At 73.8% G+C, this 24,739-nt stretch carries 21 protein-coding genes; 12 read left to right on the top strand and 9 right to left on the bottom strand.

What is annotated here, in order from left to right:
- Positions 1-4 precede the first annotated feature (4 nt).
- Both PH189_RS00875 and PH189_RS00870 read right to left on the bottom strand, forming a co-directional pair.
- Positions 5-979 (bottom strand): GNAT family N-acetyltransferase, encoded by a 975-nt coding sequence (locus PH189_RS00875; protein WP_274186840.1) that lies wholly within the window; start codon positions 977-979, stop codon positions 5-7.
- Positions 976-1,878 (bottom strand): class I SAM-dependent methyltransferase, encoded by a 903-nt coding sequence (locus PH189_RS00870; protein WP_378014884.1) that lies wholly within the window; start codon positions 1,876-1,878, stop codon positions 976-978. The genes PH189_RS00875 and PH189_RS00870 overlap by 4 nt, the downstream gene beginning before the upstream one ends.
- A gap of 338 nt (positions 1,879-2,216) precedes the next feature.
- Between PH189_RS00870 and rpsA the strand changes: the two genes are divergently transcribed.
- Entirely contained in the window at positions 2,217-3,749 is a 1,533-nt protein-coding gene (rpsA, locus tag PH189_RS00865; RefSeq protein ID WP_274186839.1) for a 30S ribosomal protein S1, read from the top strand.
- A 214-nt stretch (positions 3,750-3,963) separates the two neighbouring features.
- Here rpsA and PH189_RS00860 read toward each other — a convergent pair whose 3' ends face one another.
- Positions 3,964-4,188: a hypothetical protein gene (locus PH189_RS00860; RefSeq protein ID WP_274186838.1), complete on the bottom strand. Its 225-nt coding sequence runs from the start codon at positions 4,186-4,188 to the stop codon at positions 3,964-3,966.
- Between the two features lie 136 nt (positions 4,189-4,324).
- Here PH189_RS00860 and coaE point away from each other — a divergent pair, with 136 nt between their 5' ends.
- Entirely contained in the window at positions 4,325-5,362 is a 1,038-nt protein-coding gene (gene coaE, locus PH189_RS00855; protein ID WP_274186837.1) for a dephospho-CoA kinase, read from the top strand.
- Positions 5,363-5,410: 48 nt separating this feature from the next.
- Here the strand turns inward: coaE and PH189_RS00850 are convergent, their stop codons facing one another.
- Entirely contained in the window at positions 5,411-5,938 is a 528-nt protein-coding gene (locus tag PH189_RS00850) for a DUF402 domain-containing protein (protein ID WP_274186836.1), read from the bottom strand.
- 87 nt (positions 5,939-6,025) lie between these two features.
- On the bottom strand, positions 6,026-6,532 hold the full coding sequence (locus PH189_RS00845) for a ribonuclease FAU-1 family protein (RefSeq protein ID WP_274186835.1): 507 nt from the start codon (positions 6,530-6,532) through the stop codon (positions 6,026-6,028).
- A gap of 56 nt (positions 6,533-6,588) precedes the next feature.
- Here PH189_RS00845 and uvrB point away from each other — a divergent pair, with 56 nt between their 5' ends.
- From uvrB to PH189_RS00825, 4 genes are all read left to right on the top strand, one after another.
- A complete protein-coding gene (gene uvrB / locus PH189_RS00840) occupies positions 6,589-8,796 on the top strand; it encodes an excinuclease ABC subunit UvrB (RefSeq protein WP_274186834.1) in 2,208 nt (735 codons plus the stop codon).
- A gap of 80 nt (positions 8,797-8,876) precedes the next feature.
- A complete protein-coding gene (locus PH189_RS00835; RefSeq protein WP_274186833.1) occupies positions 8,877-9,707 on the top strand; it encodes a LuxR C-terminal-related transcriptional regulator in 831 nt (276 codons plus the stop codon).
- A gap of 88 nt (positions 9,708-9,795) precedes the next feature.
- A complete protein-coding gene (locus PH189_RS00830) occupies positions 9,796-11,343 on the top strand; it encodes a class I adenylate-forming enzyme family protein (RefSeq protein WP_274186832.1) in 1,548 nt (515 codons plus the stop codon).
- A gap of 22 nt (positions 11,344-11,365) precedes the next feature.
- Entirely contained in the window at positions 11,366-12,616 is a 1,251-nt protein-coding gene (locus tag PH189_RS00825) for an acyl-CoA dehydrogenase family protein (RefSeq protein WP_274186831.1), read from the top strand.
- Between the two features lie 13 nt (positions 12,617-12,629).
- Here the strand turns inward: PH189_RS00825 and PH189_RS00820 are convergent, their stop codons facing one another.
- On the bottom strand, positions 12,630-13,274 hold the full coding sequence (locus PH189_RS00820) for a UdgX family uracil-DNA binding protein (protein WP_274186830.1): 645 nt from the start codon (positions 13,272-13,274) through the stop codon (positions 12,630-12,632).
- Between the two features lie 19 nt (positions 13,275-13,293).
- Complete coding sequence (locus tag PH189_RS00815; protein ID WP_274186829.1) at positions 13,294-13,731, bottom strand: VOC family protein; 438 nt, start codon at positions 13,729-13,731, stop codon at positions 13,294-13,296.
- Positions 13,732-13,892: 161 nt separating this feature from the next.
- Here PH189_RS00815 and PH189_RS00810 point away from each other — a divergent pair, with 161 nt between their 5' ends.
- From PH189_RS00810 to PH189_RS00790, 5 genes are all read left to right on the top strand, one after another.
- Positions 13,893-15,164 carry a GAF domain-containing protein gene (locus PH189_RS00810; protein ID WP_274186828.1) on the top strand — a complete coding sequence of 424 codons (1,272 nt, stop codon included), beginning with the start codon at positions 13,893-13,895 and terminating at the stop codon, positions 15,162-15,164.
- Between the two features lie 48 nt (positions 15,165-15,212).
- Complete coding sequence (locus PH189_RS00805; RefSeq protein WP_274186827.1) at positions 15,213-16,268, top strand: 2,3-butanediol dehydrogenase; 1,056 nt, start codon at positions 15,213-15,215, stop codon at positions 16,266-16,268.
- On the top strand, positions 16,265-17,047 hold the full coding sequence (locus tag PH189_RS00800; RefSeq protein ID WP_274186826.1) for an acetoin reductase: 783 nt from the start codon (positions 16,265-16,267) through the stop codon (positions 17,045-17,047). The genes PH189_RS00805 and PH189_RS00800 overlap by 4 nt, the downstream gene beginning before the upstream one ends.
- A 198-nt stretch (positions 17,048-17,245) precedes the next feature.
- Positions 17,246-17,542: a hypothetical protein gene (locus PH189_RS00795; protein ID WP_274186825.1), complete on the top strand. Its 297-nt coding sequence runs from the start codon at positions 17,246-17,248 to the stop codon at positions 17,540-17,542.
- Positions 17,543-17,582: 40 nt separating this feature from the next.
- A complete protein-coding gene (locus PH189_RS00790; RefSeq protein WP_274186824.1) occupies positions 17,583-19,505 on the top strand; it encodes an ATP-dependent Clp protease ATP-binding subunit in 1,923 nt (640 codons plus the stop codon).
- Between the two features lie 123 nt (positions 19,506-19,628).
- Here the strand turns inward: PH189_RS00790 and PH189_RS00785 are convergent, their stop codons facing one another.
- Together PH189_RS00785 and PH189_RS00780 are read right to left on the bottom strand one after the other, a co-directional pair.
- Positions 19,629-20,465: an ABC transporter permease gene (locus PH189_RS00785; protein ID WP_274186823.1), complete on the bottom strand. Its 837-nt coding sequence runs from the start codon at positions 20,463-20,465 to the stop codon at positions 19,629-19,631.
- Positions 20,462-23,368 carry an alpha/beta fold hydrolase gene (locus tag PH189_RS00780; RefSeq protein ID WP_274186822.1) on the bottom strand — a complete coding sequence of 969 codons (2,907 nt, stop codon included), beginning with the start codon at positions 23,366-23,368 and terminating at the stop codon, positions 20,462-20,464. Before PH189_RS00780 ends, PH189_RS00785 begins: the two co-directional genes overlap by 4 nt.
- Before the next feature lie 267 nt (positions 23,369-23,635).
- On the opposite strand from PH189_RS00780, the gene PH189_RS00775 reads away from it, so the two are divergent.
- On the top strand, positions 23,636-24,715 hold the full coding sequence (locus PH189_RS00775) for a TerC family protein (RefSeq protein WP_274186821.1): 1,080 nt from the start codon (positions 23,636-23,638) through the stop codon (positions 24,713-24,715).
- The last annotated feature ends 24 nt before the right edge of the window (positions 24,716-24,739 follow it).

The raw sequence follows: 24,739 nt of genomic DNA, 5'->3' as shown, positions 1-24,739 counted from the left end.
GGGATCACCGCAACGCGGTCGCGGGCCGGATCTCCCAGAGCGTCCACAGCGGCCGGTAGCCGTGGCGGGGCCAGAACACCGAGGACACCGGGTTGGGCGGGTTGTAGTAGAGGTAGGTGCCGCGGGCCCCGGGGGGCTGGAGCCCGGGCAGGGCGGCGGCGACGAGCGCGTGGCCGACCCCCTGCCCTCGGCGTCCGGGCAGCACCGAGGCGCAGTTGACGTAGCCCCAGCGCCCGACGGGCAGCAGGCCCGCGAGCCAGGTGCCCGGCGAGGCGTCGGTGAAGCCGCACTCGAGCAGCCCGATCATCCGTCCGTCGCGCTCGGCGACCCAGATCGGTTCGTCGCGCGCCCAGCGCTCGCGCAGCGCGGTCCGCTTCACCGCCTCGGCCTCGGCGCGCATGACGCTGCCGCCGACGAGGCTCGAGTACGCGATCTCGTGCATGGCCAGCTCGACGCACCCGTCGAGGTCGTCCTCGCGGGCGCGACGGACCCGCAGGTGGGGGTCCGGCGACGGCGGGGGCACCGGCGGACCGGGGCGGCGCACGGCGAGCACCGCCAGGGGCACGAGGCCGTGGTCGAGGAACGCGCGCGACGCGACGACGTCCCGGCTGGGCCACGTGACCACGGCCGCCGAGTCCGACGCATGCCGCACGCGGGCGGGGATGCGGGCGCGCCACTCGGCGAGCAGGCCCTCCGCGCCGCGCAGGCCCGCGGAACCCAGGACGGGGTGGAGCTCGGTGACCTCGGCCGCCGACCACAGCAGGGGAGCGCTGCCCGCGGGCCAGCTGTGGCGGGTGAGGACCCCGGCCGCCTCGCTGCCCTCGCCCGCCACCACGATCACGTCGCCGGGCGGCGGGAGCACCGCGGGCGGGAGGCCGGGGTCGAGGTCGGCGAACCGGGACTGCTGCTCGCGCAGGAGGTCGTCGAGCACCACCTCGGGCGCCCGGCCCGACGGCGTGGCCCGCGACCGGCCGATCACGCGACCGCGCTCCCGGGCCGGCGGCAGCAGAAGATCGCGGTGCCGGGGAAGAGGGCCCCGCGCAGCGGCGACCACTGGCCCCACACCTCGTCGAGGTCCTCGGGCCACTCGGGTTCGACGAGGCGCTCGAGGACGAGGCCGGCGCCCACGACGTCGGCCACGCGGTCGCCCAACGTGCGGTGGTGCTCGACGTAGACGACGCGGTCGGCGTCGTCCACCTCGGCGTAGGGCGTGCGGTCGAAGTACGACTGCGACACCGTCAGCCCGTCCGGGCCCGGGTCGTCGGGGAACATCCAGCGCATCGGGTGGTTGACGGCGAACACCCAGGGCGCCCCGGGCCGCAGCACGCGGGCGACCTCGCGCACCACCCCCGCCGCGTCGGCCACGAACGGGAGGGCGCCGAACGCGGAGAACGCGGCGTCGAGGGAGCCGTCCCGGAAGGGGAGGGCCCCGGCGTCGGCCTGGACGAGCGGCACGACGGCGCCGGTGCGCCGGTCCGCGGCCCGCGCGTGGGCGAGCATCCCGGCTGAGAGGTCGAGACCGACGACGCGGGCGCCGCGGCCGGCGAGCCAGCGCGAGCACGACGCCGCGCCGCAGCCGACCTCGAGCACCCGGGCGCCGCGCAGCGCGTCCGGCGCACCGAGCAGCCGGGCGTCCTGCTCACGCAGGCGCTCGGGGCACCAGACGAAGTCGTCGTCGCCGAGGAACGCGCCGTGCTCGTCCTGGTAGTCGTCGGCGTCGGCGTCCCACCACGCGCGGCTGGCCGCGGTGGACTCCGCGGGACCGACCGACCGGCGCGCGACGCCGGCGGCGCCGAGGAACTGCTCCGCCGAGACCCCCTGCTCGGGCACCCCCCGCGCAGGCCCGTCCGCGCGCGCGGACGAAGGAGGGGGCGCCACCGGGGCATCCTGACACGCCCGGATGCGCGGGTCGTGCCCCCCGGCGCCACACCTCGAGGAGCGCGACACGCCGTGGTGGTGCCCTGCGACACGCCGAGCGCGAGCGAGAGGTGCCCCGATTGCCGGGCCCTGTCGGGCGTGGTTACGATGAAGGTCCACGTCAGTGGTCTCGCCCTGTTCCGCGTGCCCTCTGTGGCCCCTCTGTGGCAGCGGTGGGCGGCGGTCCTCGTCTCCGGTCCTGCTCGAGGGTTTCACCGGTGCACGCGTCGCAGAGACGACCCACTCCCGTGGAGCCCTTGCCCACTCGATCTGACCATGTTCCCGGAGCCGTCCACCGTATGTCCATCGACACCCACACCGCCCCGCAGTCGACCAGCCCCCAGGTTGCGATCAACGACATCGGGTCGGAAGAGGACTTCCTCGCCGCCATCGACGAGACGATCAAGTATTTCAACGATGGCGACATCGTCGAAGGAACCATCGTCAAGGTCGACCGGGACGAGGTCCTGCTCGACATCGGCTACAAGACCGAGGGGGTCATCCCCTCGCGCGAGCTGTCCATCAAGCACGATGTCGACCCCAACGAGGTCGTCGCCGTCGGCGACGAGGTCGAAGCCCTCGTCCTCCAGAAGGAGGACAAGGAGGGCCGGCTGATCCTGTCCAAGAAGCGCGCGCAGTACGAGCGCGCGTGGGGCACGATCGAGCAGCTCAAGGACAACGACGAGCCGGTCAAGGGCACCGTCATCGAGGTCGTCAAGGGTGGACTCATCCTCGACATCGGCCTCCGCGGCTTCCTCCCCGCCTCGCTGGTCGAGATGCGCCGCGTCCGCGATCTCCAGCCCTACGTGGGCAAGGAGATCGAGGCCAAGATCATCGAGCTGGACAAGAACCGCAACAACGTCGTCCTCTCCCGCCGTGCGTGGCTGGAGCAGACCCAGTCGGCGGTGCGCAGCGAGTTCCTCAACCAGCTCGCCAAGGGCCAGATCCGGTCCGGCCAGGTCTCGTCGATCGTCAACTTCGGTGCGTTCGTCGACCTCGGTGGCGTCGACGGTCTGGTCCACGTCTCCGAGCTGTCCTGGAAGCACATCGACCACCCCTCCGAGGTCGTCGAGGTGGGCCAGGAGGTCAAGGTCGAGGTCCTCGACGTCGACCTGGATCGCGAGCGGGTCTCGCTGTCGCTCAAGGCGACGCAGGAGGACCCCTGGCGCCAGTTCGCCCGGACCCACCAGATCGGCCAGATCGTGCCCGGCAAGGTCACGAAGCTCGTGCCGTTCGGTGCGTTCGTCCGCGTCGACGAGGGCATCGAGGGTCTGGTCCACATCTCGGAGCTGGCCGAGCGCCACGTCGAGGTGCCGGAGCAGGTCGTCCAGGTCGGCAACGACGTCATGGTCAAGGTCATCGACATCGACCTCGACCGTCGCCGCATCTCCCTCTCGCTGAAGCAGGCGAACGAGGGCATGACCACGGAGACCGAGTTCGACCCGGCGCTCTACGGCATGGCGGCCGAGTACGACGACGCCGGCAACTACATCTACCCCGAGGGCTTCGACCCCGACTCGGGCGACTGGCGCGAGGGCTACGACACCCAGCGCGAGGAGTGGGAGCGCCAGTACGCCGCGGCGTACGCCCGCTACGAGCAGCACATCGCGCAGCTCCAGCGCACGCAGGAGCAGGAGGCCGAGGCCGCCGAGGCGGCGCCGGCCAACTACTCCTCGGGCGGTCCGTCGTCCGAGGGCGGGGACGACGAGGCCCCCGCCGCCCGCGACGACGACTCGGACCCGGGCCAGGGCCCGCCGTCCCAGAGCGGCGGCGGCGCGCTCGCCAGCGACGCCCAGCTCGCGGCGCTGCGCGAGAAGCTCTCCGGCGGCTGATCATCAGCTGCTAGACCTGCTCGACCTCGGGCCCTCACCCCTCGCGGGGTGGGGGCCCGTCGTCGTTCCAAGGCGCGCGCGGGGGGAGCGAGGGACGCCTCGGCTCCGTAGGGCGCGGCGAGGGACGCCCTCGCGGCGTCAGGCGAAGCGCGCCCCGGGGGGAGCGAGGGACGCCTCGGCTGCTCAGGGTGCAGCGAGGGACGCCCTCGCGGCGTCAGGCGACGGCGGCGCGGGGGGCCGGACGCGCTGCGGAGCGCTCGAAGGCCGGGCGCAGGTGCCGGGAGCCGGCGAGCAGGCGCTCGACGAGCCCGCGGCGGGCGATCTCGGGCACCGCGAGGGCGGCCGCGATCTGGGGGATGGCCCGGCACGAGACCAGACCGGGGTCGCCGAGGCGATGACGGCCCCCGTGAGAACCCGCAGTGCGGCGCGAACGGAACACGGCGGCAACTCCCCGAGGCGTGTGATGCTGGTGAGGCGCCACCATAGCGTTGTGACGTCTGGGACACGAGTGACGCACCGGTCGGTCTCGACCCCGGGTCGAGTGACGCCCACCCCCGCTCGTGCAGACTGCGGGGGTGCTGAGGCTGGGACTCACCGGTGGGATCGGGGCGGGGAAGTCGACGGTCGCGGCGACGTTGACCGAGCTGGGCGCGGTGGTGATCGACGCCGACGCGATCGCCCGGGAGGTGGTCGAACCCGGTACCGACGGGCTCGCCGAGGTCGTCGCCGCGTTCGGGGAGGACGTGCTCGACGCGGACGGGGCCCTCGACCGGCCGGCGCTCGGGCAGATCGTCTTCGCCGACGACGCCAAGAGGCAGAAGCTGAACGGGATCCTGCACCCGCTGATCGGCGGGCGGACCGCCGAGCTGGTCTCCGAGGCCGACGAGGACGCCGTCGTCGTGCACGACGTCCCCCTGCTCGTCGAGAACGGGATGGGGGCGGCGTTCGCGCTGGTGCTCGTCGTCGACGCCCCGGTGGACGTCCGCGTCAGCCGCCTCGTGGAGGCGCGCGGCATGACCGTCGAGGACGCCCGGGCCCGGATGGCGGCCCAGGCCGACGACGCCGCCCGCCGGGCCGCCGCCGACGTGTGGCTGGAGAACGCGGGGCCCGCGGGCGCCCTGCGCGAGCAGGTCGAGCGTCTGTGGCACTCCCGGCTCGTCCCGTTCGCCGGGAACATCGAGCGCCGCCGCGCCGTCGAGGTGCCGACCGACATCGTGACGCCCGCCGAGGACCGCGCCGCCGTCGGCCGGCGGCTGGCCGCCCGCGTCGCCGTGGCCGGCGGCGAGACGGTGCGCCGCGTCGAGCACGTCGGTCCGGGCGCCGTGCCCGGACTGCCGGCGCCGGCCGTCGTCGACCTCCTCGTCGAGGCCGACCGTCCCGGGATCGAGCTCGCCGAGGCGCTCGCGGTGTCCGGGTACCCCGTCGTCGACGCGGGCCGGCACGGCTCGGCCGACCCCGGCTGCCCGGCCCGCATCCTCGTGCTCGACGCGAAGGACCGGCGCCAGGCCAAGCAGGCGCGCGGGATCGTCAAGGCGCGCGACGCCGCCCGCAAGGACCCGCGGCGCGTGCGCACCGACCCCGACGCCGTGCGGACCGAGGTCGCGCTGCCCTGACCGGTCTCGCCGGGCCCGGGCGGCTCCAGGCTGGTCTGCCTGGTGCGATCAGTAGCGGGTCAGCGACCCGATCCCCAGCGACCCCGTCCACGCGTCGAGGTCGTGGCGGGCCTCGCCGAGCTCGCCGAGCACCCGGTGCACCGTGCTCATCGCCTCGTCGGCGTCGGTGGCCGAGAGGACCCCGCCCGCGACGGCGGCCGCGAAGTCGGCGTGGTGCGCCACCCGTGCCGGGCGCCCGTCCACGATCTCCAGACCGAGCAGGAGATCGGTGCAGCGCCACCGCGCGTCGTCGACGTCGATGCGCACGGCGCCGATCTCGGTGGTGACGTCGGCCGCGTCGGTGTGCCGGGGCCGGCGTCGCCGCAGGCGCAGGCCGTGCTCGGGCACGTACCAGCATGTCTCGGCCAGCACGAAGGGGTCGTCGGGGCTCAGGACCGTGGTGCGCAGGCCACCTCCGGTGACCTGCCATCGGTCGAGGGCCTGTTCGAGGACCTCTTCCGGGGCGAGGGGGAGGGTGCGGGTCGCGCTACGGATGTCGACGACCTCGACCAGCCGGCGGGAGACGACGGGGCTCACGGAGCAGGACCCTAGGACACTCGATGGAGGGTCCCCGAAGCGGGCCCTACCCGAATCGCAGACGTGTCATTCACGGCGTGACGGGGATCACTCCCACGTCAGGGCAACCTCGTGACCGGCGAGCCAACGGTCGAGGTCGTGGCCGTGAGCCGCCAGGCCGGCGAGCGTGCGGTGACTCGTCCCCAGGGCGCGCTCCGCCCGCGGCGCGTCGAGGACGCCGGCCGCCACGGCCTCGGCGAACTCGTCGAGGTCGAGCACCTCGGTGCGTTCCCCGGTGTGCACGACCAGGTCGATGTAGTGGTCCTCGGTCCACCAGGTGGTCCCGTCGCGGGTGATGTCGACGATGTCGAGGTAGTGGTCCTGCAGGCGCTCGTGGCCGGGCCGCCAGCTGAAGTCGGTGACCCGGACGCCCAGCCCGGGCAGCAACCACGACCGCAGGTGGGTCAGCGTCGGATGGTCGACCATCGGACGGCTGACGTAGAGCCCGAACGGCTCCTCGCGGTAGACCTCCACGGCGCGCACGAAGCCCTTGGGGTCGGTGTTCGTGCCGGCGGCGACGTCGAACGTCTCGATCTTCGGAGGGTGCAGGCCCACGAGCGGCGACCCTAGCCGGGGCCCCGCTGTCGGGGGGCGCGGTTAACCTCGATCCCATGGCCTTCGCGACAGAGGTTCCCGGCTCGGCCCGGGAGGGGGAGAACCCCGAGGGGCTGCCCGACGAGGCGCTCGCGCACTCCGAGCACCGCCCGGTGGGCGAGATCGAGCGCACCGGTGTGCCGTTCGAGGTCGTCAGCCCGTACTCCCCGGCGGGCGACCAGCCCGCGGCCATCGACGACCTCGAGAAGCGCGTGAAGGGCGGGGAGCACGACATCGTGCTGCTCGGCGCCACCGGCACCGGCAAGTCGGCCACCGCGGCCTGGCTCATCGAGCGGGTCCAGCGCCCCACGCTCGTGATGGCGCCCAACAAGACCCTGGCCGCCCAGCTGGCCAACGAGCTGCGCGAGCTGCTGCCGAACAACGCGGTCGAGTACTTCGTCTCGTACTACGACTACTACCAGCCCGAGGCGTACATCGCGCAGACGGACACCTACATCGAGAAGGACTCCTCGATCAACGAGGACGTCGAGCGGCTGCGCCACTCGGCCACGTCCAACCTCCTGAGCCGCCGCGACGTCGTCGTGGTCGCCTCGGTGTCCTGCATCTACGGCCTCGGCACGCCGCAGTCGTACCTCGACCGCTCGGTGCAGCTGGCCGTCGGCGAGGAGCTCGACCGCGACACCCTGCTGCGCGCCCTGGTCGACGTGCAGTACCAGCGCAACGACATGGCCTTCGCCCGCGGCACGTTCCGGGTCCGCGGCGACACCGTGGAGATCATCCCGGCGTACGAGGAGCTCGCGGTCCGCATCGAGTTCTTCGGCGACGAGATCGAGGCGCTCTACTACCTCAACCCGCTCACCGGCGACGTGGTCCGGCAGGTCGACGACGTCCGGATCTTCCCAGCGACGCACTACGTCGCGGGGCCCGAGCGCATGGAGAAGGCCATCAAGGCCATCGAGGCCGAGCTGGAGGAGCGCCTGGCCGAGCTCGAGCGCCAGGGCAAGATGCTCGAGGCCCAGCGGCTGCGCATGCGCACCAGCTACGACGTCGAGATGATGCGCCAGGTCGGCTTCTGCTCCGGCATCGAGAACTACTCGCGTCACATCGACGGTCGCGGCCCCGGCACCGCGCCGGCCACGCTGATCGACTACTTCCCGCAGGACTTCCTGCTGGTCATCGACGAGTCGCACGTGACCGTGCCGCAGATCGGCGGCATGTACGAGGGCGACATGTCCCGCAAGCGCAACCTCGTCGAGTACGGCTTCCGGCTCCCGTCGGCCACCGACAACCGGCCGCTGACCTGGGAGGAGTTCGCCGACCGCATCGGGCAGACGGTCTACCTCTCGGCGACCCCGGGCGACTACGAGATGCGGATGGCCGGCGGCGAGTTCGTCGAGCAGGTCATCCGCCCCACCGGCCTGATCGACCCCGAGGTCGTGGTCAAGCCGACCAAGGGCCAGATCGACGACCTCGTCGGCGAGATCCGCACGCGGGTCGAGAAGGACGAGCGCGTCCTGGTCACCACGCTGACCAAGAAGATGGCCGAGGACCTCACCGACTACCTGCTCGAGCTCGGCATCAAGGTCCGCTACCTGCACTCCGAGGTCGACACCCTGCGGCGCGTCGAGCTGCTGCGCCAGCTGCGCTCGGGGGAGTACGACGTCCTGGTCGGGATCAACCTGCTGCGCGAGGGGCTCGACCTCCCGGAGGTGTCGCTGGTCGCCATCCTCGACGCCGACAAGGAGGGCTTCCTGCGCAGCGAGCGCTCGCTGATCCAGACGATCGGTCGCGCAGCCCGCAACGTGTCGGGCCAGGTGCACATGTACGCGGACAAGATCACCGACTCCATGCGCTACGCGATCGACGAGACCAACCGGCGTCGCGAGAAGCAGGTCGCCTACAACACCGAGCGCGGTGTCGATCCCCAGCCGCTGCGCAAGAACATCGCCGACATCCTCGACCGCGTGTACCGCGAGGCCGAGGACACCGAGGAGTCGGTGGAGGTCGGCGGGTCCGCCCGCAACAGCTCCCGCGGCCGGCGCGCGGCGGGCGAGGCCGGCGGCCGCGGCAGCTCGGGCATCGTCGAGCACCGCAGCACCGAGGGCATGGCGCGCGCGGAGCTGGCCGACCTCATCCAGCAGCTCACCGACCAGATGATGGCGGCGGCGCGCGACCTGCAGTTCGAGCTGGCCGGACGCCTGCGTGACGAGATCGCCGATCTCAAGAAGGAGATGCGGGGGATGGACGCGGCCGGGGTCAGCTGAGCACCGGCGCCGGCTTCGTGACCGGGACCACATCGATGACCTAGCATCGATGTGCCCGGTCCGGGCTCGGGGAGGTGTGTGTGGCTGCTGTCCCCGCCGTGCCCGGTCCCGCGGCGAGCCCACCCCTCGCGAGCGCCGTGCGGGCGCTGGCGGAGGTCGAGACCCTCGACATGGCGTTCGCCGCGTCGCTCGACGCCCGGGACGGCACCTTCCGCCTCGGGCACATGAGCGGCGCGCGCGCCGGGAGCATGGACGGCCTGGTCACCGCCGTCGGGCAGGGGCTCGGCGGCAAGGTCCTGGCGGTCGAGCGGCCCCTCGCCGTCGCCGACTACGCCCGCGCCCCGGGCATCACCCACCAGTTCGACCAGGCCGTGTCGGCCGAGGGACTGCGCGCGGTCTTCGCGCTGCCCGTCCGGGTCGACGGCACGCTCCACGGCGCCGTGTACGGCGCGATGCGGCGCCCGGTCGAGTTCGGCGAGCGGTTCCTCGCCCGCATGGCCGCGACGGTGCGGGCCGCCGTCCGGCCGGCCCCGTCGAGACCCCACGCCGCGCCGGAACCCGACGGGTGCGACGTCCTGCTCTCCCGCGAGGAGGCCCGGGAGCTGCACGCCGTCCTCCGCTCGGCGCGCGCGGGCACCACCGACCCGGCCGCCCGGTCCCGGCTCGACGTCCTCGCCTCGCGGCTGCACCAGCCCGGGGTGGCGTCCCCGCCGGCGGTGCACCTCTCGGCCCGGGAGCTCGACGTCCTCGCCCTCGTGGCGGTGGGCCACGCGAACGGCGAGGTCGGTGCGCGCCTCGGGCTCACCGTCGAGACGGTCAAGTCCTACCTCAAGTCCGCGATGGCCAAGTTGGGCAGCCGGACGCGGGGGGAGGCCGTCCACCGGGCCCGCGCGGGCGGCCTGCTGCCCTGAGGCGTCCCCTCGTTCGTGGGTAGTGGGGGCAGGACGCTCCCCCTAACGTCCGCCGCGTCGGACCCGGTCGGACGACGAGGAGCGGCCCGTGGACGTGCCCAGCCTGATGCGCCAGGCCATGGCGCTGCACCGTGACCGCACGGCCCTCGTCACCGACAGCCGGAGCCTGACGTTCGGCGAGGCCTGGGACCGAGGGGTGCGCACCGCCAACGGGCTGCGGGCGCTCGGGGTCCGGCCGGGCGACCGCGTCGCGAGCGTCGAGGACAACGACCTGGGCGCGGCGGACCTGTTCCTCGGTGCCGCGATCGCCGGGGCGGTCCGCGTCCCGCTCTACGCGCGCAACGCCCGCCGGGCGCACCAGCAGATGATCGAGCAGACGCAGACCCGGGTGCTGGTCGTCGACGCGACGCACGCCGACGAGGTCAAGGGTCTCGACGACCCCACCGACGGCGCGGCCGGCCTGGAGCACCTGCTCGTGCGGGGCGAGGGCTACGAGGAGTGGCTGGCGGCGCAGTCGGCCGTCGATCCGGAGACCCGGGTCGGGGCCGACGACTGGTACGTCATCCGGCACTCCGCGGGCACGACCGGCCGACCCAAGGGCGTCGGCTACACCCAGCACGACTGGCTCGTGAACTGCCGCAACTGGTACTACCGCCTGCCGAACCTGCAGACTCACAGCGTCGTCGGCCACGCCGGGCCGATCTCGCACGCGTCGGGGTACCTGTTCCTGCCGGCGTGGCTGCACGGCAGCGCCAACCTGCTCTTCGGGGCGTTCGAGCCCGCCAAGGTGCTCGCGATGATGGAGCGCCACCGCGTCACGCACATGTTCGCGCCGCCCTCGATGGTGCAGATGCTCACCGGCGATCCCTCGCGGGCCGGACGTGACCTCGGGGCGCTGGAGTGCCTGCTGGTCGGCGGGGCGCCGATCACCGACGCCACCGCGTTGGCCGGACGGGCGGCGTTCGGCGACGTCCTGCACCAGGTGTTCGGCCAGACCGAGGCCGTCCCGCTGACCGTGATGACCCCGCAGGAGTGGTTCTCCGACGTCCCCGGGTCGTCCCCGCTGCGGGCCGCGGGCAAGGTCCTGCCGTTCGCGCGGATCGAGGTCCGTGACGAGGAGGGCACCGTGCTGCCCCTCGGCGCGGAGGGCGAGCTCTGGGCGCAGGTCGAGGGCCAGATGCGCGGCTTCTGGGACGACGACGAGCTGACCGCGACCCGCCTCGTCGACGGGTGGGTCCGCACCCGGGACATCGGTCGGATCGACGGGAACGGCTACGTCTACGTCCTCGACCGGGCGGACGACATGATCGTCTCCGGCGGCTTCAACATCTGGCCCGCCGAGCTCGAGTCCGCGATCGCCGACCACCCCGAGATCGTCGAGGTGGCCGTGTTCGCGGTGCCGGACGAGCGCTGGGGCGAGACCCCGATGGCCGTCTGCCGCGTGGCGCCCGACGCGACCGTCACCGCCGCGGAGATCACCGAGCTCGTGCGCGGAGCCCTGGGCTCCTACAAGAAGCCCGGTGCCGTCGAGTTCACCCACGACCCCCTGCCCAAGAACGTCGTCGGCAAGCTGCTGCGCAAGGCCCTGCGCGAACCGCACTGGGCGGGGCAGGCCAGTCGGGTGGCCGGCGCCTGACCTCCACGACCAGGAGCCCGCGATGACACAGACGTCCGACCGTCCCAGCGGTATCGACCCCGAGCTCGAGCCCGACACGCTCGACGACCAGGACTACGGGGTGCCCTGGGCGCTCGAGGACCACCACCGGGAGTGGCAGTCGACCTTGCGGGGGTTCTGCGAGCGCGAGGTCGCCCCGGGCGCGGCGGAGCGCAGCATCGCGGGGGTCTTCGACGCCGACCTCGCCCGCGCGGCCGGCCGGCTCGGCGCCTACGGGCTGCTCGCCGACGAGCGGTACGGCGGCGGTGGCGCCGACCTGCGCACGCTCTGCCTCACCGCCGAGGAGCTCGCCCGGGTCGACTCCTCCCTGTCCGTGACCGTCCACGTCCAGGCCATCAGCATCGCCCTGCTCGCCCACCTCGCCGCCGGCCGCGAGGACCTGCTGGCCGAGGTGCTGCCCGGGGCCTGCACCGGGGAGACCTTCGTGTCCTTCGGGCTCACCGAGCCCACCGGCGGCTCCGACGCCGGCAACATCGCCACGACGGCGCGCCGCGACGGCGGCGACTGGGTGATCTCCGGGTCGAAGCAGTTCATCACGAACTCGGGCACCCCGTTCTCCCGCTACGTCATCCTCTTCGCCGCCACGGGCGACGCCGCGCCGGGCGCGAACGGCCGGTCCCGGCGTCCGGTCTCGGCGTTCCTCGTGCCGCTCGACGCACCCGGCGTCACCGTCGGCGCGCCCTACGCGAAGCTCGGGTGGCGGTCGTCCGACACCCACCCGCTCTTCTTCGACGAGGTCCGGGTCCCGGGCTCCGCCCTGCTCGGCGAGGAGGGCCGCGGGTACCGCGAGGCACTCGGGTTCCTCACCTGGGCCCGGTTCCCGATCGCCGCGATGAGCACGGGGCTCGCCCTCGGCTGTCTGGACGACACCCGGCGCTTCGTCGCCGACCGCACCTCGTTCGGCACGCCGCTGGGGGGTCATCAGGGGGTGGCCTTCCAGGTCGCCGACATCGCCGCGCTGGCCGCCACCGCGCGTGTGATGACCTACGACGGAGCGTGGAAGTACGACCACGGCCGGCCGATCGCGAAGGAGGCCGCCACCGCGAAGCTCGTGGCCTCGGAGGCGGCGAACAAGGCGGCGTACCTGGCGACCGAGGTCGCGGGCGGCTACGGCTTCATGCAGGACACCGCCGTCACCCGGCACTACCAGGACGCCCGCATCCTCACGATCGGCGAGGGCACGTCGGAGGTCCAGCGCATGCTCATCGCCCGGGGCCTGGGGCTGCCGTTGTAGTCAGGCGGTGTCGTCAGGCGTGCAGCAGCTCGCCCGCCCGGCGCAGGTCGGCGACGAAGCCCTCCATCATCTCGTCGCGGTCCTGCCCGCGGCCGGGGTCGGCGCGCAGGATCGCCGACGGGTGGATCGTCGGCACCAGGGTCAGGTCGTTCCACGGGCGGGGCTCGCCGCGCTCGGCGGTGATGCGGAACGACGAGCCGAGCAGGGCCTTGCCCGCGGTGGCGCCGAGGGTCAGCAGCACCTGGGGGCGCACGAGCGCCAGCTCGGCGTCGAGCCACGGCCGGCAGGCCTTGATGTGGCCGGCCTTCGGTGTCTCGTGGATGCGCCGCTTGCCTTGATAGCGGAAGTTGAAGTGCTTGACGGCGTTGGTGACGTACGCGTCGTCGCGGGCGATACCGGCGCTCTCGAGGGCCTCGTCGAGGAGGCGTCCCGCCGGTCCGACGAACGGCGCGCCCTGACGGTCCTCCTGGTCACCGGGCTGCTCGCCGACCATCACCAGTCGCGCCTGCGGGGGACCGGAGCCGAAGACCGTCCCGGTGGTGTCGTGGTGCAGCTCGCAGGCGGTGCACGCGGCGGCGCGCTCGCGCAGCGTCTCGAGGTCCGGGGCCGGGGTGGCCTCGGCGGCCTCGTCGGGGAAGAGATCCAGCGGCTCGGTCACTCCGGCGGGATGCCCGGTGTCAGTCGAGGCAGAACTCGTTGCCCTCCGGGTCGGCCAGGATGATGTGCCCGCCCTGCAGCGGCGGCGAGGGTTCGTGGCGGGCGAGGCGGGTGGCGCCGTGCCCGACGAGACGCGCGGCCTCCGCCTCCAGGGCCGCCATGCGCTCCTCGCCCTCGAGTCCGGGCGCCGCCCGCAGGTCGAGGTGCACGCGGTTCTTGACCTGCTTGCCCTCGGGCACCTTCTGGAAGAACACCCGCGGACCCGAGCCCTCGGGGTCGTTGACCGCCGAGGCGTCGTTGCGGTGCTCGGGCGGGACGCCGAACGCCTCGAGGGCGTCGTCCCAGGTGGCGAAGCCCTCGGGCGGGTCCTGGACGCGGTACCCGAGCGCCTCGGCCCAGAACGTCGCCAGCTTTCCCGGGTCGGCGCAGTCGACGGTGACCTGGATGTCGCGGCTCATGCCGGCAGGCTCGCATCGATGGCGGACAGGTGCGGTCCGCCTCGCCGGGAGGTTCCGCGGGCGGGGAAGGACGGCTGGTCTATGGCGCCCCTCACACACCCTGCCTAGAGTGCGGAAGGAGGGCCTGCCCGAGGTGGGGCGGGCGGGGAGGGCGGTCGCGCGTGGTGCGAGCGGACGGGGCGGACGACGGGGTCTGCGCGGTCACGCGCAGCACCGACCTGCGTCAGCACGCCCGCCTGCTCCACCAGGCCCACGACGCGCGCCTGCAGGGCACCCGGCCCACGACGCCGCTGCGCCGGGTGGTGACCCGCTCCTGGGACCGCGTGCTCTCCTACGGCGTCGCCCCCGACGGGCGGTCCCTCGAGGACCCGGCCGCGCCGGACGTCGTCGAACGGCGTCGGGCCGAATCGCCCATCGCGAGCGTGCTGCCCCAGCTGCGGGCGAGCCTCACGGCGGTCGCCGAGGACGCCGAGCACATCATGGTCGTCACCGCCGCCGACGGCTTCGTGCTCTGGCGTGAGGGCGCGGTACGGGTCGGCCGGCTCGCCGACTCCCTCGGCTTCATGCCGGGCGCGGACTGGACCGAGGCCTCCGTCGGCACGAACGCCATCGGCACCGCGCTGGCCGAGCACGCGTCCGTGCAGCTGTTCTCCGCCGAGCACTTCGTGCGCGCCCAGCATCCGTGGACCTGCACGGCCAGCCCCATCCACGACCCGCGCACCGGGGAGATGCTCGGCGTCGTCGACCTCTCCGGGCCGGCGCCGACCGTGCACCCGACGACGGTGGCCCTGGTGCACACCGCAGTGCGCCTCGCCGAGACCGGCCTGTGGGGCGCGCACGAGTCCCGCCTCGAGGGCCTCCGGGCCGTCGCGGCCCCGATGCTCGCGCGCACCGCCGGGCCCGCGCTCGTCGTCGACGACCACGGCTGGGTCGCCGCGGCGACCGGACTCGCCCCGCGCGAGCGCGTCGGCGTGCCCCGGGCGGGCGAGGCGATGCTCGTCCACGGTCTGGGCGCCTGCCTGCCCGACCGCGTCCCCGGCGGCTGGCTGCTGCGCCCGTCCGACGCCGCCGGACCGGGCCGGACGCGCCTGCGTCTCGATCTCGACGCCGAGCCCGCGGGCGCGGTGGTCGAGGGCACCGAGGTGTGGCGCCACGCCCTGAGCCGCCGCCACCTTCAGATCCTCGCGCTGCTCATGCGTGCCGGGAGTCACGGGATGGACGCTGCGGCGATCAGCCGCGTCCTCTACGACGACGGCGCCCACCTCGTCACCGTCCGCGCCGAGCTCTCGCGGCTGCGGCGCGTGCTCGGCGGGCTCATCGCCGCCCGCCCGTACCGGATCGCCCCCGGCGTCGAGGTGCTCGCGCCGACGCCGCAGGACGAGGCGCGCCTCTTCGGCCCCGGGAACGCAACACCGTTGCAACCCTGGCCGTGATCGGGGTCACTCCCGTGGGATGGGGCTTCGCCCACCCCAGGAGGACCCATGAAGGCCGCTCGCTTCCACGGTCGCGGTGACGTCCGCGTGGAGGACGTCCCGGAACCCCGGCCCGGGCCCGGGCAGGTACAGGTCGCCGTCGAGTGGTGCGGCATCTGCGGCACCGACCTGCACGAGTACCTCGACGGGCCGATCTTCACGCCGACGCCGCAGTCCCCGCACCCGCTGACCGGCGGGGCCATCCCGATCACGCTGGGCCACGAGTTCTCCGGCCTCGTCTCGGGTGTGGGCGAGGGCGTCACGGGCGTGTCCGAGGGCGACCGGGTCGTCGTCGAGCCCTACGACGTGTGCGGGACGTGCGTGGCCTGCCGGGCCGGGCGCTACAACGTCTGCCGCCAGCTCGGGTTCGTCGGCCTCGACGGCGATCAGGGCGGCTTCGCCGAGAAGATGGTGATCGACCAGCGGTGGGTGCACCCGATCGCCGGTCTCACCGCCGAACAGGGCGCGCTCGTCGAGCCCCTGGCCGTCGGCTACCACGCCACCAAGCTCTCGGGGATCGAGAAGGGGCAGACCGCCGCGGTCTTCGGCTCCGGTCCGATCGGGCTGGTCACCGCGGCCGCGCTGCGGGCGGCGGGCGCCGGTCAGATCGTCGTGGTCGAGCCCGCCGACGCCCGCAAGGCCAAGGCACCGGGCGCGGGGGCCGACCACGTCCTCGACCCGACCGAGGTCGACGTGCCCGAGGCGATCCGCGAGCTCACCGACGGCGCGGGCGCGGACGTGACGTTCGAGTGCGCCGGCCTCGATCCGGTCCTCGCGCAGGCCGTCGCGTCCACCCGCCCGGGCGGGACCTGCATCAACGTCTCGATCTGGGGCCACCCGGCGACCTTCGACGTCAACTCGCTGGTGTTCTCCGAGATCCGGCTCATCGGGTCGCTGGCCTACGCCGGGCGGCACCCCGAGGTCATCGACCTCATCCGTGACGGCGTCGTCGACGTCGACCAGTTCATCACCGGCCGCATCGCCCTCGCCGACATCGTCGACCAGGGCTTCCGCGAGCTCATCGACCACAAGGAGACCAACGTGAAGATTCTGGTGCACCCGTGACCGCCGCAGGGACCCGCGTCGCCGTCGTCACCGGCGCCGGACGGGGGATCGGCGCGGCCATCGCCCGCCGGCTCGCCTCCGACGGGCTGGCCGTGATGGTGTCCGACATCGACGCGACGACCGCGGCCGAGGTCGCGCAGGAGATCACCGACAAGGGCGGGCAGGCCGCGTCGACCGTCACCGATGTCGCCGACCGTGACGCGTGCCAGGCGCTCGTGGCCGCCACCCGCGAGGTCTTCGGGTCGATCGACGTCATGGTCGCCAACGCGGGGATCGCGCAGGTCAAGAAGCTGCTGGAGGTCTCGCCGGAGGACCTGCAGCGGATGCTGTCGATCAACGTCGGCGGCGTGCTGTGGTGTCTGCAGGCCGCCGCCGAGGCGATGATCGAGCAGGGCCACGGCGGAAAGATCATCAACGCGGCGTCGATCGCCGGGCACCAGGGCTTCGACCACCTCGGGCACTACTCGGCGTCGAAGTTCGCGGTGCGGGCGCTGACGCAGGCGTCGGCCAAGGAGCTGGCGCCGCACCAGATCACCGTCAACGCCTACTGCCCGGGCATCGTCGGCACCACGATGTGGGACGAGATCGACGAGGGCCTCGGCGGCTACCTCGGCACCGGCAAGGGCGAGGCGCTCGCGCAGTACTCGCAGCTCATCGCGCTCGGCCGGGTGCAGACGCCCGAGGACGTCGCGTCGTTCGTCTCCTACCTCGCGAGCCGCGACGCGGACTACATGACCGGGCAGGCGGTGATGATCGACGGCGGGATCGTCATGGTCTGAACCCGACGGGCGGGTCGGTTCGACGCGGCGGGAGTGGCGGGGGTAACATCACCGCCATGCAGGCGAAGCGTCTCGAGGTAGTACTTCGGCGCGCCGGGTAGCCAGGGCCCCGGCGCGCACCACCGCTCACGACCGGTGAGCGGTCTGCCGAGACCTGGCTCGGATCCACCTCTCCCACGGATCCCTGGAGCTACTGCCGTGACCACGCTCGAGCAGCCCGCCACCACGGCGTTCACCGCCGCCCCGCGTCGCGCCTCCCGCCTGCCGCGCCCCTTCACGATCCTCACCACGGGCGGGATGCCCGGCGTCATGGACCTCGCGTCGGCGCTCTGCTCGTTCGGCTACCGCGTCCCCGACTTCTCGGTCGACGTCCACGAGGGCGTCAGCTGCTCGTGCATCCAGTGCACTGTCGCGCTGACCAGTGCGGAGTGCGCCGAGTTCGCCGACCGCGTCCGCACCCTGCCGGGCGTCCTGTCGGTCGAGCCCACCTGCTGACTCGCGCTGCCGACTCCCGCGGTAGGCGCATGATGGAGCGGTGAGCGACGACGCCCGCCGCGGGCCCGACCGTCCCGGGGAGTGGTCCAACCCCCTCGAGGACCTGATCGGCAAGCTCGTCGAGGGCTTCGGTGATCTGAGTGCCCCCGACGGGCGGGACGGCCGGGACGAGCCGCCGCGCGGTCGTCCCCGCGGTGACACCCGCACCCCGGTGCTCGACCGCTTCGGGCGCGACCTCACGGCCGAGGCCCGCGCGGGGCGGCTCGACCCGGTGGTCGGACGTGAGCGGGAGGTCGCCGCCGTCCTCGAGATCCTGGGTCGGCGCACCAAGAACAATCCGGTGCTCGTCGGCGACCCGGGCGTCGGCAAGACCGCGATCGTCGAGGGCATCGCCGCGCGCATCGCCGCCGGCACGGTGCCCGGGCCGTCGGGACGGCGCGTGGTGGCCATCGACCTCGCCGGGCTCGTCGCCGGCACCAAGTACCGCGGGGAGTTCGAGGAGCGGCTGCGACGCCTCGTCGACGAGGTCACCGCCACCGACCGCGGCGTCGTGCTGTTCCTCGACGAGCTGCACACCGTCGTCGGGGCGGGCGCGGGCGTCGAGGGGACGATGGACGCCGCGGACATCCTGAAGCCGGCGCTGGCGCGGGGCGAGCTGCAGGTCGTCGGTGCGACGACGCTCGAGGAGTACCGCCGCCACGTCGAGTCCGACCAGGCGCTGGAGCGCCGTTTCGCCCCGATCACCGTCGACGAGCCGACGATCGAGCAGACCGTGGCGATCCTCGACGGCCTCAAGGGCCGCTACGAGGACCACCACGGCGTGCGCCTGCCCGAGGACACGCGCCGCGCCGCGGTCGAGCTCACCGCCCGCCACGTGCGCGACCGCTTCCTGCCCGACAAGGCCATCGACGCCCTCGACACCGCCGCGGCCCGGGTGCGGCTGCGGCGCGCGGAGGACCCGGGCGCCTCGGGGACGGTCTCGGTCTCCGACATCGCCCAGGTGGTCGCCGACCGCACCGGCCTGCCCGTCGCCCACCTCACCGACTCCGAGCGGACCCGCCTGCTCGGCCTCGCCGACCACCTGCGGCGGCGCGTCGTCGGCCAGGACCACGCGCTCGATGCCGTCACCGACGCCGTGCTCGCCGGACGCGCGGGGATGGGCGCGCCGGGACGACCGGTGGCGTCGTTCCTGTTCGCGGGGCCGACCGGGGTCGGCAAGACCGAGCTCGCCCGCGCCCTGGCCGAGGCCCTGCACGGCTCCGACGAGCGCCTCGTGCGCCTCGACCTCGGCGAGTTCCGCGAGGCCCACACCGTCGCCCGCCTCACCGGGGCGCCGCCCGGCTACATCGGCCACGACCGCCCCGGCGAGCTCACCGAGGCGATCCGCCGCACGCCGTCGTGCGTGGTGCTCCTCGACGAGATCGAGAAGGCACACCCGGACGTGCTGGCGCTGCTGCTCGGGGTGCTGGACGCGGGCCGGCTGACCGACGGGCGCGGGCGCACGGTCTCGTTCGCCGACGCCGTCGTCATCCTCACCAGTAACCTCGGCGCGAGCGCGCTGACCGAGGGTCGTGACCCCGACGAGGCGCGGTCGGCGGTGCTCTCCGCGCTCGCCCGGGCGCTGCGCCCGGAGTTCCTCGGCCGGGTCGACGAGGTCGTGCTGTTCACCCCGCTCGACCCGGAGGCCCGACGCCGGGTGGTGGAGCTCCTGCTGGACGGCACGCGCGAGCGTCTGGCGGCGCAGGAGGTGTCGCTGGAGGTGACGCCCGCCGCCGTCGACGCCCTCGTCGTGCGCGGGCACGACCCGGCGCTGGGGGCCCGCCCGATGCGCCGCGTCGTCACCCGCGAGGTCGACCGCGCGCTGTCCAAGCGCATCGTGGCCGGCGCCCTGCGCCCGGGCGGCAAGGCGACCATCGACGCGCCCGACGCCGAGGGGCCGTTGACGATCGAGGTCACGGGCTGAGGTCCGTGGACGCCGGTCGGCAGCTCGCCGGTCGAAGTCTCGAACGGGTCGGGAAGGTCGGGGATTTTCTGACGCCGAACGCCAGCGTGGCCCCCACGCTGGCACGCCCGTGCGCCGGTCGGGCTAGCTGGTGATGTCCTTGCGGCGGAACCACCAGACGGCCGTGGCGCCGAAGGCGATGCACCAGACCAGGCCGGAGAGCACGCCGCGGGCGAGGTCGGTGCCGTCGACGTCGAGGGTGAGCAGGTCGGCGAAGGCGAACACGTCATGGGTGGGCAGGAGGTTGCGGATCGAGCCCAGCGCGTCGACCGTGTCGAGGATCTGGGACAGGATCGACACCAGCACCGCGCCGCCGACGGCGCCGAGCGGGGCGTCGGTGACCACCGAGAGCAGCGAGGCGACGCCGGCCACCCAGAGCAGGTGGATCGCCAGGTAGGCGACGGCGAGGGCGATGCGCACGAGCGCCGCGCCGTAGGGCAGCGACTCGCCGGTGGGGGAGAGGTAGTCGCCCGCCCCGTACACCAGGGTGCCGAGCACCACGGCCACCAGCGGCAGCACGAGCAGCGTCGCCAGCGAGAGCAGCGCGGCCACGATCGCCTTCTGGCGCAGCAGGCGCACCCGGGGCACGGGGATCGCCAGCAGGTAGCGCAGGGACGACCACGATGCCTCGCTGGCGACGGTGTCGCCGAAGAACAGCGCCACGACCACCACGAACAGGAAGCTCGCCGAGGAGAACAGCGCGAAGACCGCGAAGTTCACACCCGACGCCTGCGCGAGGTCGGTGAGGCTGGTCGCCGCCGCGCCCTGGTCGGGCGCATCGCCCACGGAGAAGGCGATCCAGAGGATCACCGGCAGCAGCGCGAAGAGCGCGAGCGTCACCTGCGTGCGCCGCCGCCGCCACTGCCGGGTCAGCTCGACGCGCACGGGCAGCGTGCGGGACCCGTCCACGGTGGTGGTCACGAGCGGGGCACCTCCTCACCGATCAGCGCGAGGAACGCGTCCTCGAGGCGGCGCCGGGGCCCGACGCCGCGCACGTCGAAGCCGGCCTCCACCAGCGTGCGGACGACGGTGGCGCGGTCGACGTCGCCGAGGTCGACGAGGACCACGTCGGCGTCACCCGGGTCCGCCGCGACGTCGCGCACGCCGTTGCGCCCGCGCAGGACCGAGACGGCCTCGTCGCGCCTGTTCGGGGTGACGGACACCGCGACCTGCCCGTTCGCGACGAGCTCGGCCACCTCCCCGGTGGCGACGACACGGCCGCGGTGCATGACGACGACGTGGTCGCAGGTCTGCTCGACCTCGGCCAACAGGTGGCTCGAGACCAGGACCGTGCGTCCCTCGGAGGCGCGGGCATACGACCGCAGCACCTCGCGCATCGCGTGGATCTGGGGTGGATCGAGGCCGTTGGTGGGTTCGTCGAGCACGAGCAGGTCGGGCAGGCCGAGCATCGCCTGGGCGATCGCGAGGCGCTGGCGCATGCCCTGGCTGTAGGTGCGCACCGTGCGGTCGACGGCGGCACCCAGACCGGCGATCTCCAGGGCGTCCTCGAGGTGCGCCTCGTCGCGCGGGCGCCCGGTGGCCGCCCAGTAGAGCTCGAGGTTGTCCCGCCCCGTGAGGTGCGGCAGGAACCCGGCGCCCTCGACGAAGGCGCCGACGCGCCCGAGCACCGGCGCCCCCGCGACGACGCGCCGTCCGAAGACGCGCAGCTCGCCCGCCGTCGGGGCGATGAGCCCGAGCAGCATGCGCAGCGTCGTCGTCTTGCCGGCGCCGTTGGGCCCGAGCAGGCCGAGGACCTGGCCGCGCTCGACGGTGAACGAGACGTCGTCGACGGCCACGAGCCCGCTGGGCCAGGACTTCGAGAGCCCGCGGACGACGAGCGGGGTGTCGGCGAGGGTCTCCTCGAGGGCGAGCGTGCCGCCGGGCTCGAGGTCACGACGACGGCGGCGGACCGCGAGGACCCGCGCGACGAGCCAGGCGACGAGCACGCCGAGCAGCAGTACGCCCGCCGCGACGAGCGGGGCGATCGGCACCGAGGTCCCGCTGCGGACGTCGCCGGGCACCGAGGGGACCGAGAGCGTGGCCGATCCCGGGGCGCCGGCCAGGCCGATCCGGTGCACCGCGGGGGCGGTCGCGGCGGCGTAGGCCTGGTCGGTGGTCGAGACGACGACCTCGAGGCGGTGGCCGGCGGCGAGCGTCGCCACCACGGCGGGGAGGCTCACCGACACCTCGGTCGGCGTCGGTCCGGTGACGGGCAGGCGCATCGGCGAGACCGCGCTGCCCAGCAGCGTGCGGGTGCCGGGCGCGCCGTCCCCGGCCGCGACGTCGTAGACCTTCGCGAAGAGCACCGGCTCGCCGGCGACCGCGCCCGGCACCGACGCCACCGTGAGCCGGACCTCCGGCGTGCCGGCGACCACCGTGCGGGCGGGCAGCGGGTCGGTGGAGAACCGCGCGGACTGGCCCGGGAGGTCGTTGGCGAGCCGGCCCAGCACGGCCGAGGCCCCGCCACCCCCGCCGCCGGCGCCGCCACCGCCGCCGGAGCTGCCGCCGTCGTCCTCCTCGTCGTCCCCGGAGCCGTCCCCGGAGCCCCCTCCCGAGCCGCCGCCCCCGGCCAGGCCCGCGAGGCCCGGCACCGAGGAGATCGCGGACGGCGCCCCGCCGGCCGGCGCCACGACGTCCTGCGCCTCGCCACGCAGCGGCAGCGGCGTGCGGACGGTGCCCGGCCCGCCGTCGAGGCCGGGGTAGACGCTCGCCGTGATCGTGCGCTGCGTGGGCGCCCGGCGGGCCTGCACGCCGGACGGGACCACGTAGGTGAACGCCGCGCCGGGGTCGGCGCCGGTCCCGGCGAGGTGGTGGTCGAACCAGGCCTGCATCCGGTCGGTGGTGCGCTGGTCGGGCTCACCGCCGTCGTGCCCGCCGGCGAACCAGCTGACCGCGACGGTGCCCCCGCCGGCGGCGATCTGGCGGGCGGTGGCGTCGGCCTGGTCGAGTCCGAAGAGCGTGTCCTGCTCGCCCTGGACGAGCAGGGTCGGCGCCGTGATGCGGCCGGCCACGCTCGCGGGCGAGGCCCGGTCGAAGAACGACGCGAGCTGGGCGGGCTCGCGCCCGGTGGTGATGGCGGCGACGTACCCAGCGCACACCTCGGGGACGAAGCGTCCGCAGACCTGCGGCGGGGCCTGCTCCTGGCCCGGTGCGGGACGCGAGCCGCTGCCGAAGAACAGCGCCGACCAGGCCCGCTTGAACACCCCGTCGGGGGCGGCGGCGCTGGCCGCGGGCGTCGTGGCGGGGTCGGGGCCGGCACGGTTGGGGAAGAGTGACTGCCCGAGGTCGTTCCAGGTGATGACCGGGATCGTCGCGTCGATGCGCGGGTCCGCGCCGGCGAGCAGCAGCGACAGCGCCCCGCCGTACGACGCGCCCGTGACGCCCACCCGCGGGTCGCCGGGTCCGTCCTGGCGGACCTCGGGCCGGGCGGCGAGCCGGTCGACGAGCTGGCGGGCGTCGGTGACCTCGTACTCCGGGGAGTTCAGGGCGATCTGCCCGGTGCTCTCGCCGAAACCGCGCGCCGACCAGGCGAGGGCGACGTAGCCGCGCTCCGCCCAGGTGCGCGCCTCGTCGGCGACCGAGTCCTTGCTGCCGCCGAAGCCGTGCGCCACGAGCACCGCGGGTGCCGGACCGGAGGTCGCCGGCAGCCAGAGAGTGGCGTCGAGGCTCTGCGGCTGGTCGCGCGCCGGGCCGTCGAGGACGTCGATGCGCAGGTCCTCGCTGCGCACCGAGCCGCCGGGCGCGGGGGCTGCGGCCACCGTTGCGGCCCCGACGAGCAGGACGGCGAACAGGACTCCGAGGGCCCGGAGCGGGCGGCTGATCACCTGCGCACGTTATCCCGGCTCGTCTGAACCGGTCGTGAGCGACCTATTCCGTCCGGGCCGGTGCGCATCGCCACCGAGGGCCGCCTTCGCCCTGCGCTCACATCAGTGACACACTCCGTAGCGGAGGGGAGTATCCCCACGCGGGGGCCTCGTCAGCACGGCATCGGACGTCACGGTGCCCGGGGCCCTCGGTCGCCGATCGGCGGCGGGAGAGACCTCCGGTGGATGGCGTCTGTCCGGACGTGCCCCCGGAGATCGGAGAACCCCGTGAACGTGCCCTTCTGGGTGTGGGCCGCCACGATCGTCGGCCTGCTGGCCGTCCTCGCGCTCGATCTCGCGATCGTCGGCCGCCGCCCCCACGAGGTGGGTGTCCGCGAGGCGGCGCGCTGGGTGGCGGTCTACATCGCCCTGGCCGCGGTCTTCGCAATCGGCCTGTTCGTCGTGGCCGGCCAGGAGCCGGCGACGGCGTTCGTGGCCGGCTACGTCACCGAGTACTCGCTCTCGGTCGACAACCTCTTCGTCTTCCTACTGATCATGGGCGCGTTCGCCGTGCCCAAGGTGCACCAGCACCGCGTGCTGCTGTTCGGCATCCTCATCGCCCTGGTGCTGCGCGGAGGGTTCATCCTCGCCGGCGCTGCGGTGATCGAGCGGTTCAGCTGGGTGTTCTACCTGTTCGGCGCGTTCCTCGTGCTCACGGCCATCAAGATCGTCATGACGAACGACGAGGACGAGGAGTTCCGCGAGAACGTCGCGCTGCGCCTCGTGCGCCGGGTGCTGCCGGTGACCGACGACTACGTCGGCACCAGATCGGTCGTCCGGCGCCGCGACGCGCGGGGCCGCCTGCGGCTCATGGTCACGCCGATGCTCATGGTCATGATCGCGATCGGCATGACCGACCTGCTGTTCGCGCTGGACTCGATCCCCGCGATCTTCGGCCTGACCCGCGACCCCTACATCGTGTTCACCGCGAACATGTTCGCGCTCATGGGGCTGCGCCAGCTCTACTTCCTGCTGGGCGGGCTGCTGCAGAAGCTCGTCTACCTGTCCTACGGCCTGGGCGTGATCCTCGCCTTCATCGGCGTGAAGCTCGTCCTCGAGGCGCTGCACACCAACACGCTGCCGTTCCTCAACGACGGCGCTCCCCTCGACGTCCCCGTGATCGGGATCGAGGTCTCGCTGGCCGTCATCGTCGGTGTGTTGCTGATCACGACCGTCGCGAGCCTGGTGAAGGTCCGGTACTTCACGGCGCCCGAGCCCGAGCAGCCGCCGGAGGAGCCGTCCGACCAGCCGTCCGGGCAGCCCGGCGCGAGCGATCCCGTCACCGTCGCCCGCAGCGCCGGCGACTAGCGCCTCACCAGGGGGCCACCGGCC

This window comes from Actinomycetospora chibensis (genome assembly GCF_028737215.1).
GTDB lineage: Bacteria > Actinomycetota > Actinomycetes > Mycobacteriales > Pseudonocardiaceae > Actinomycetospora > Actinomycetospora chibensis.
The sequence above is the reverse complement of the archived record's forward strand: the minus strand, read 5'-3'. Positions and strand labels throughout refer to the sequence as shown.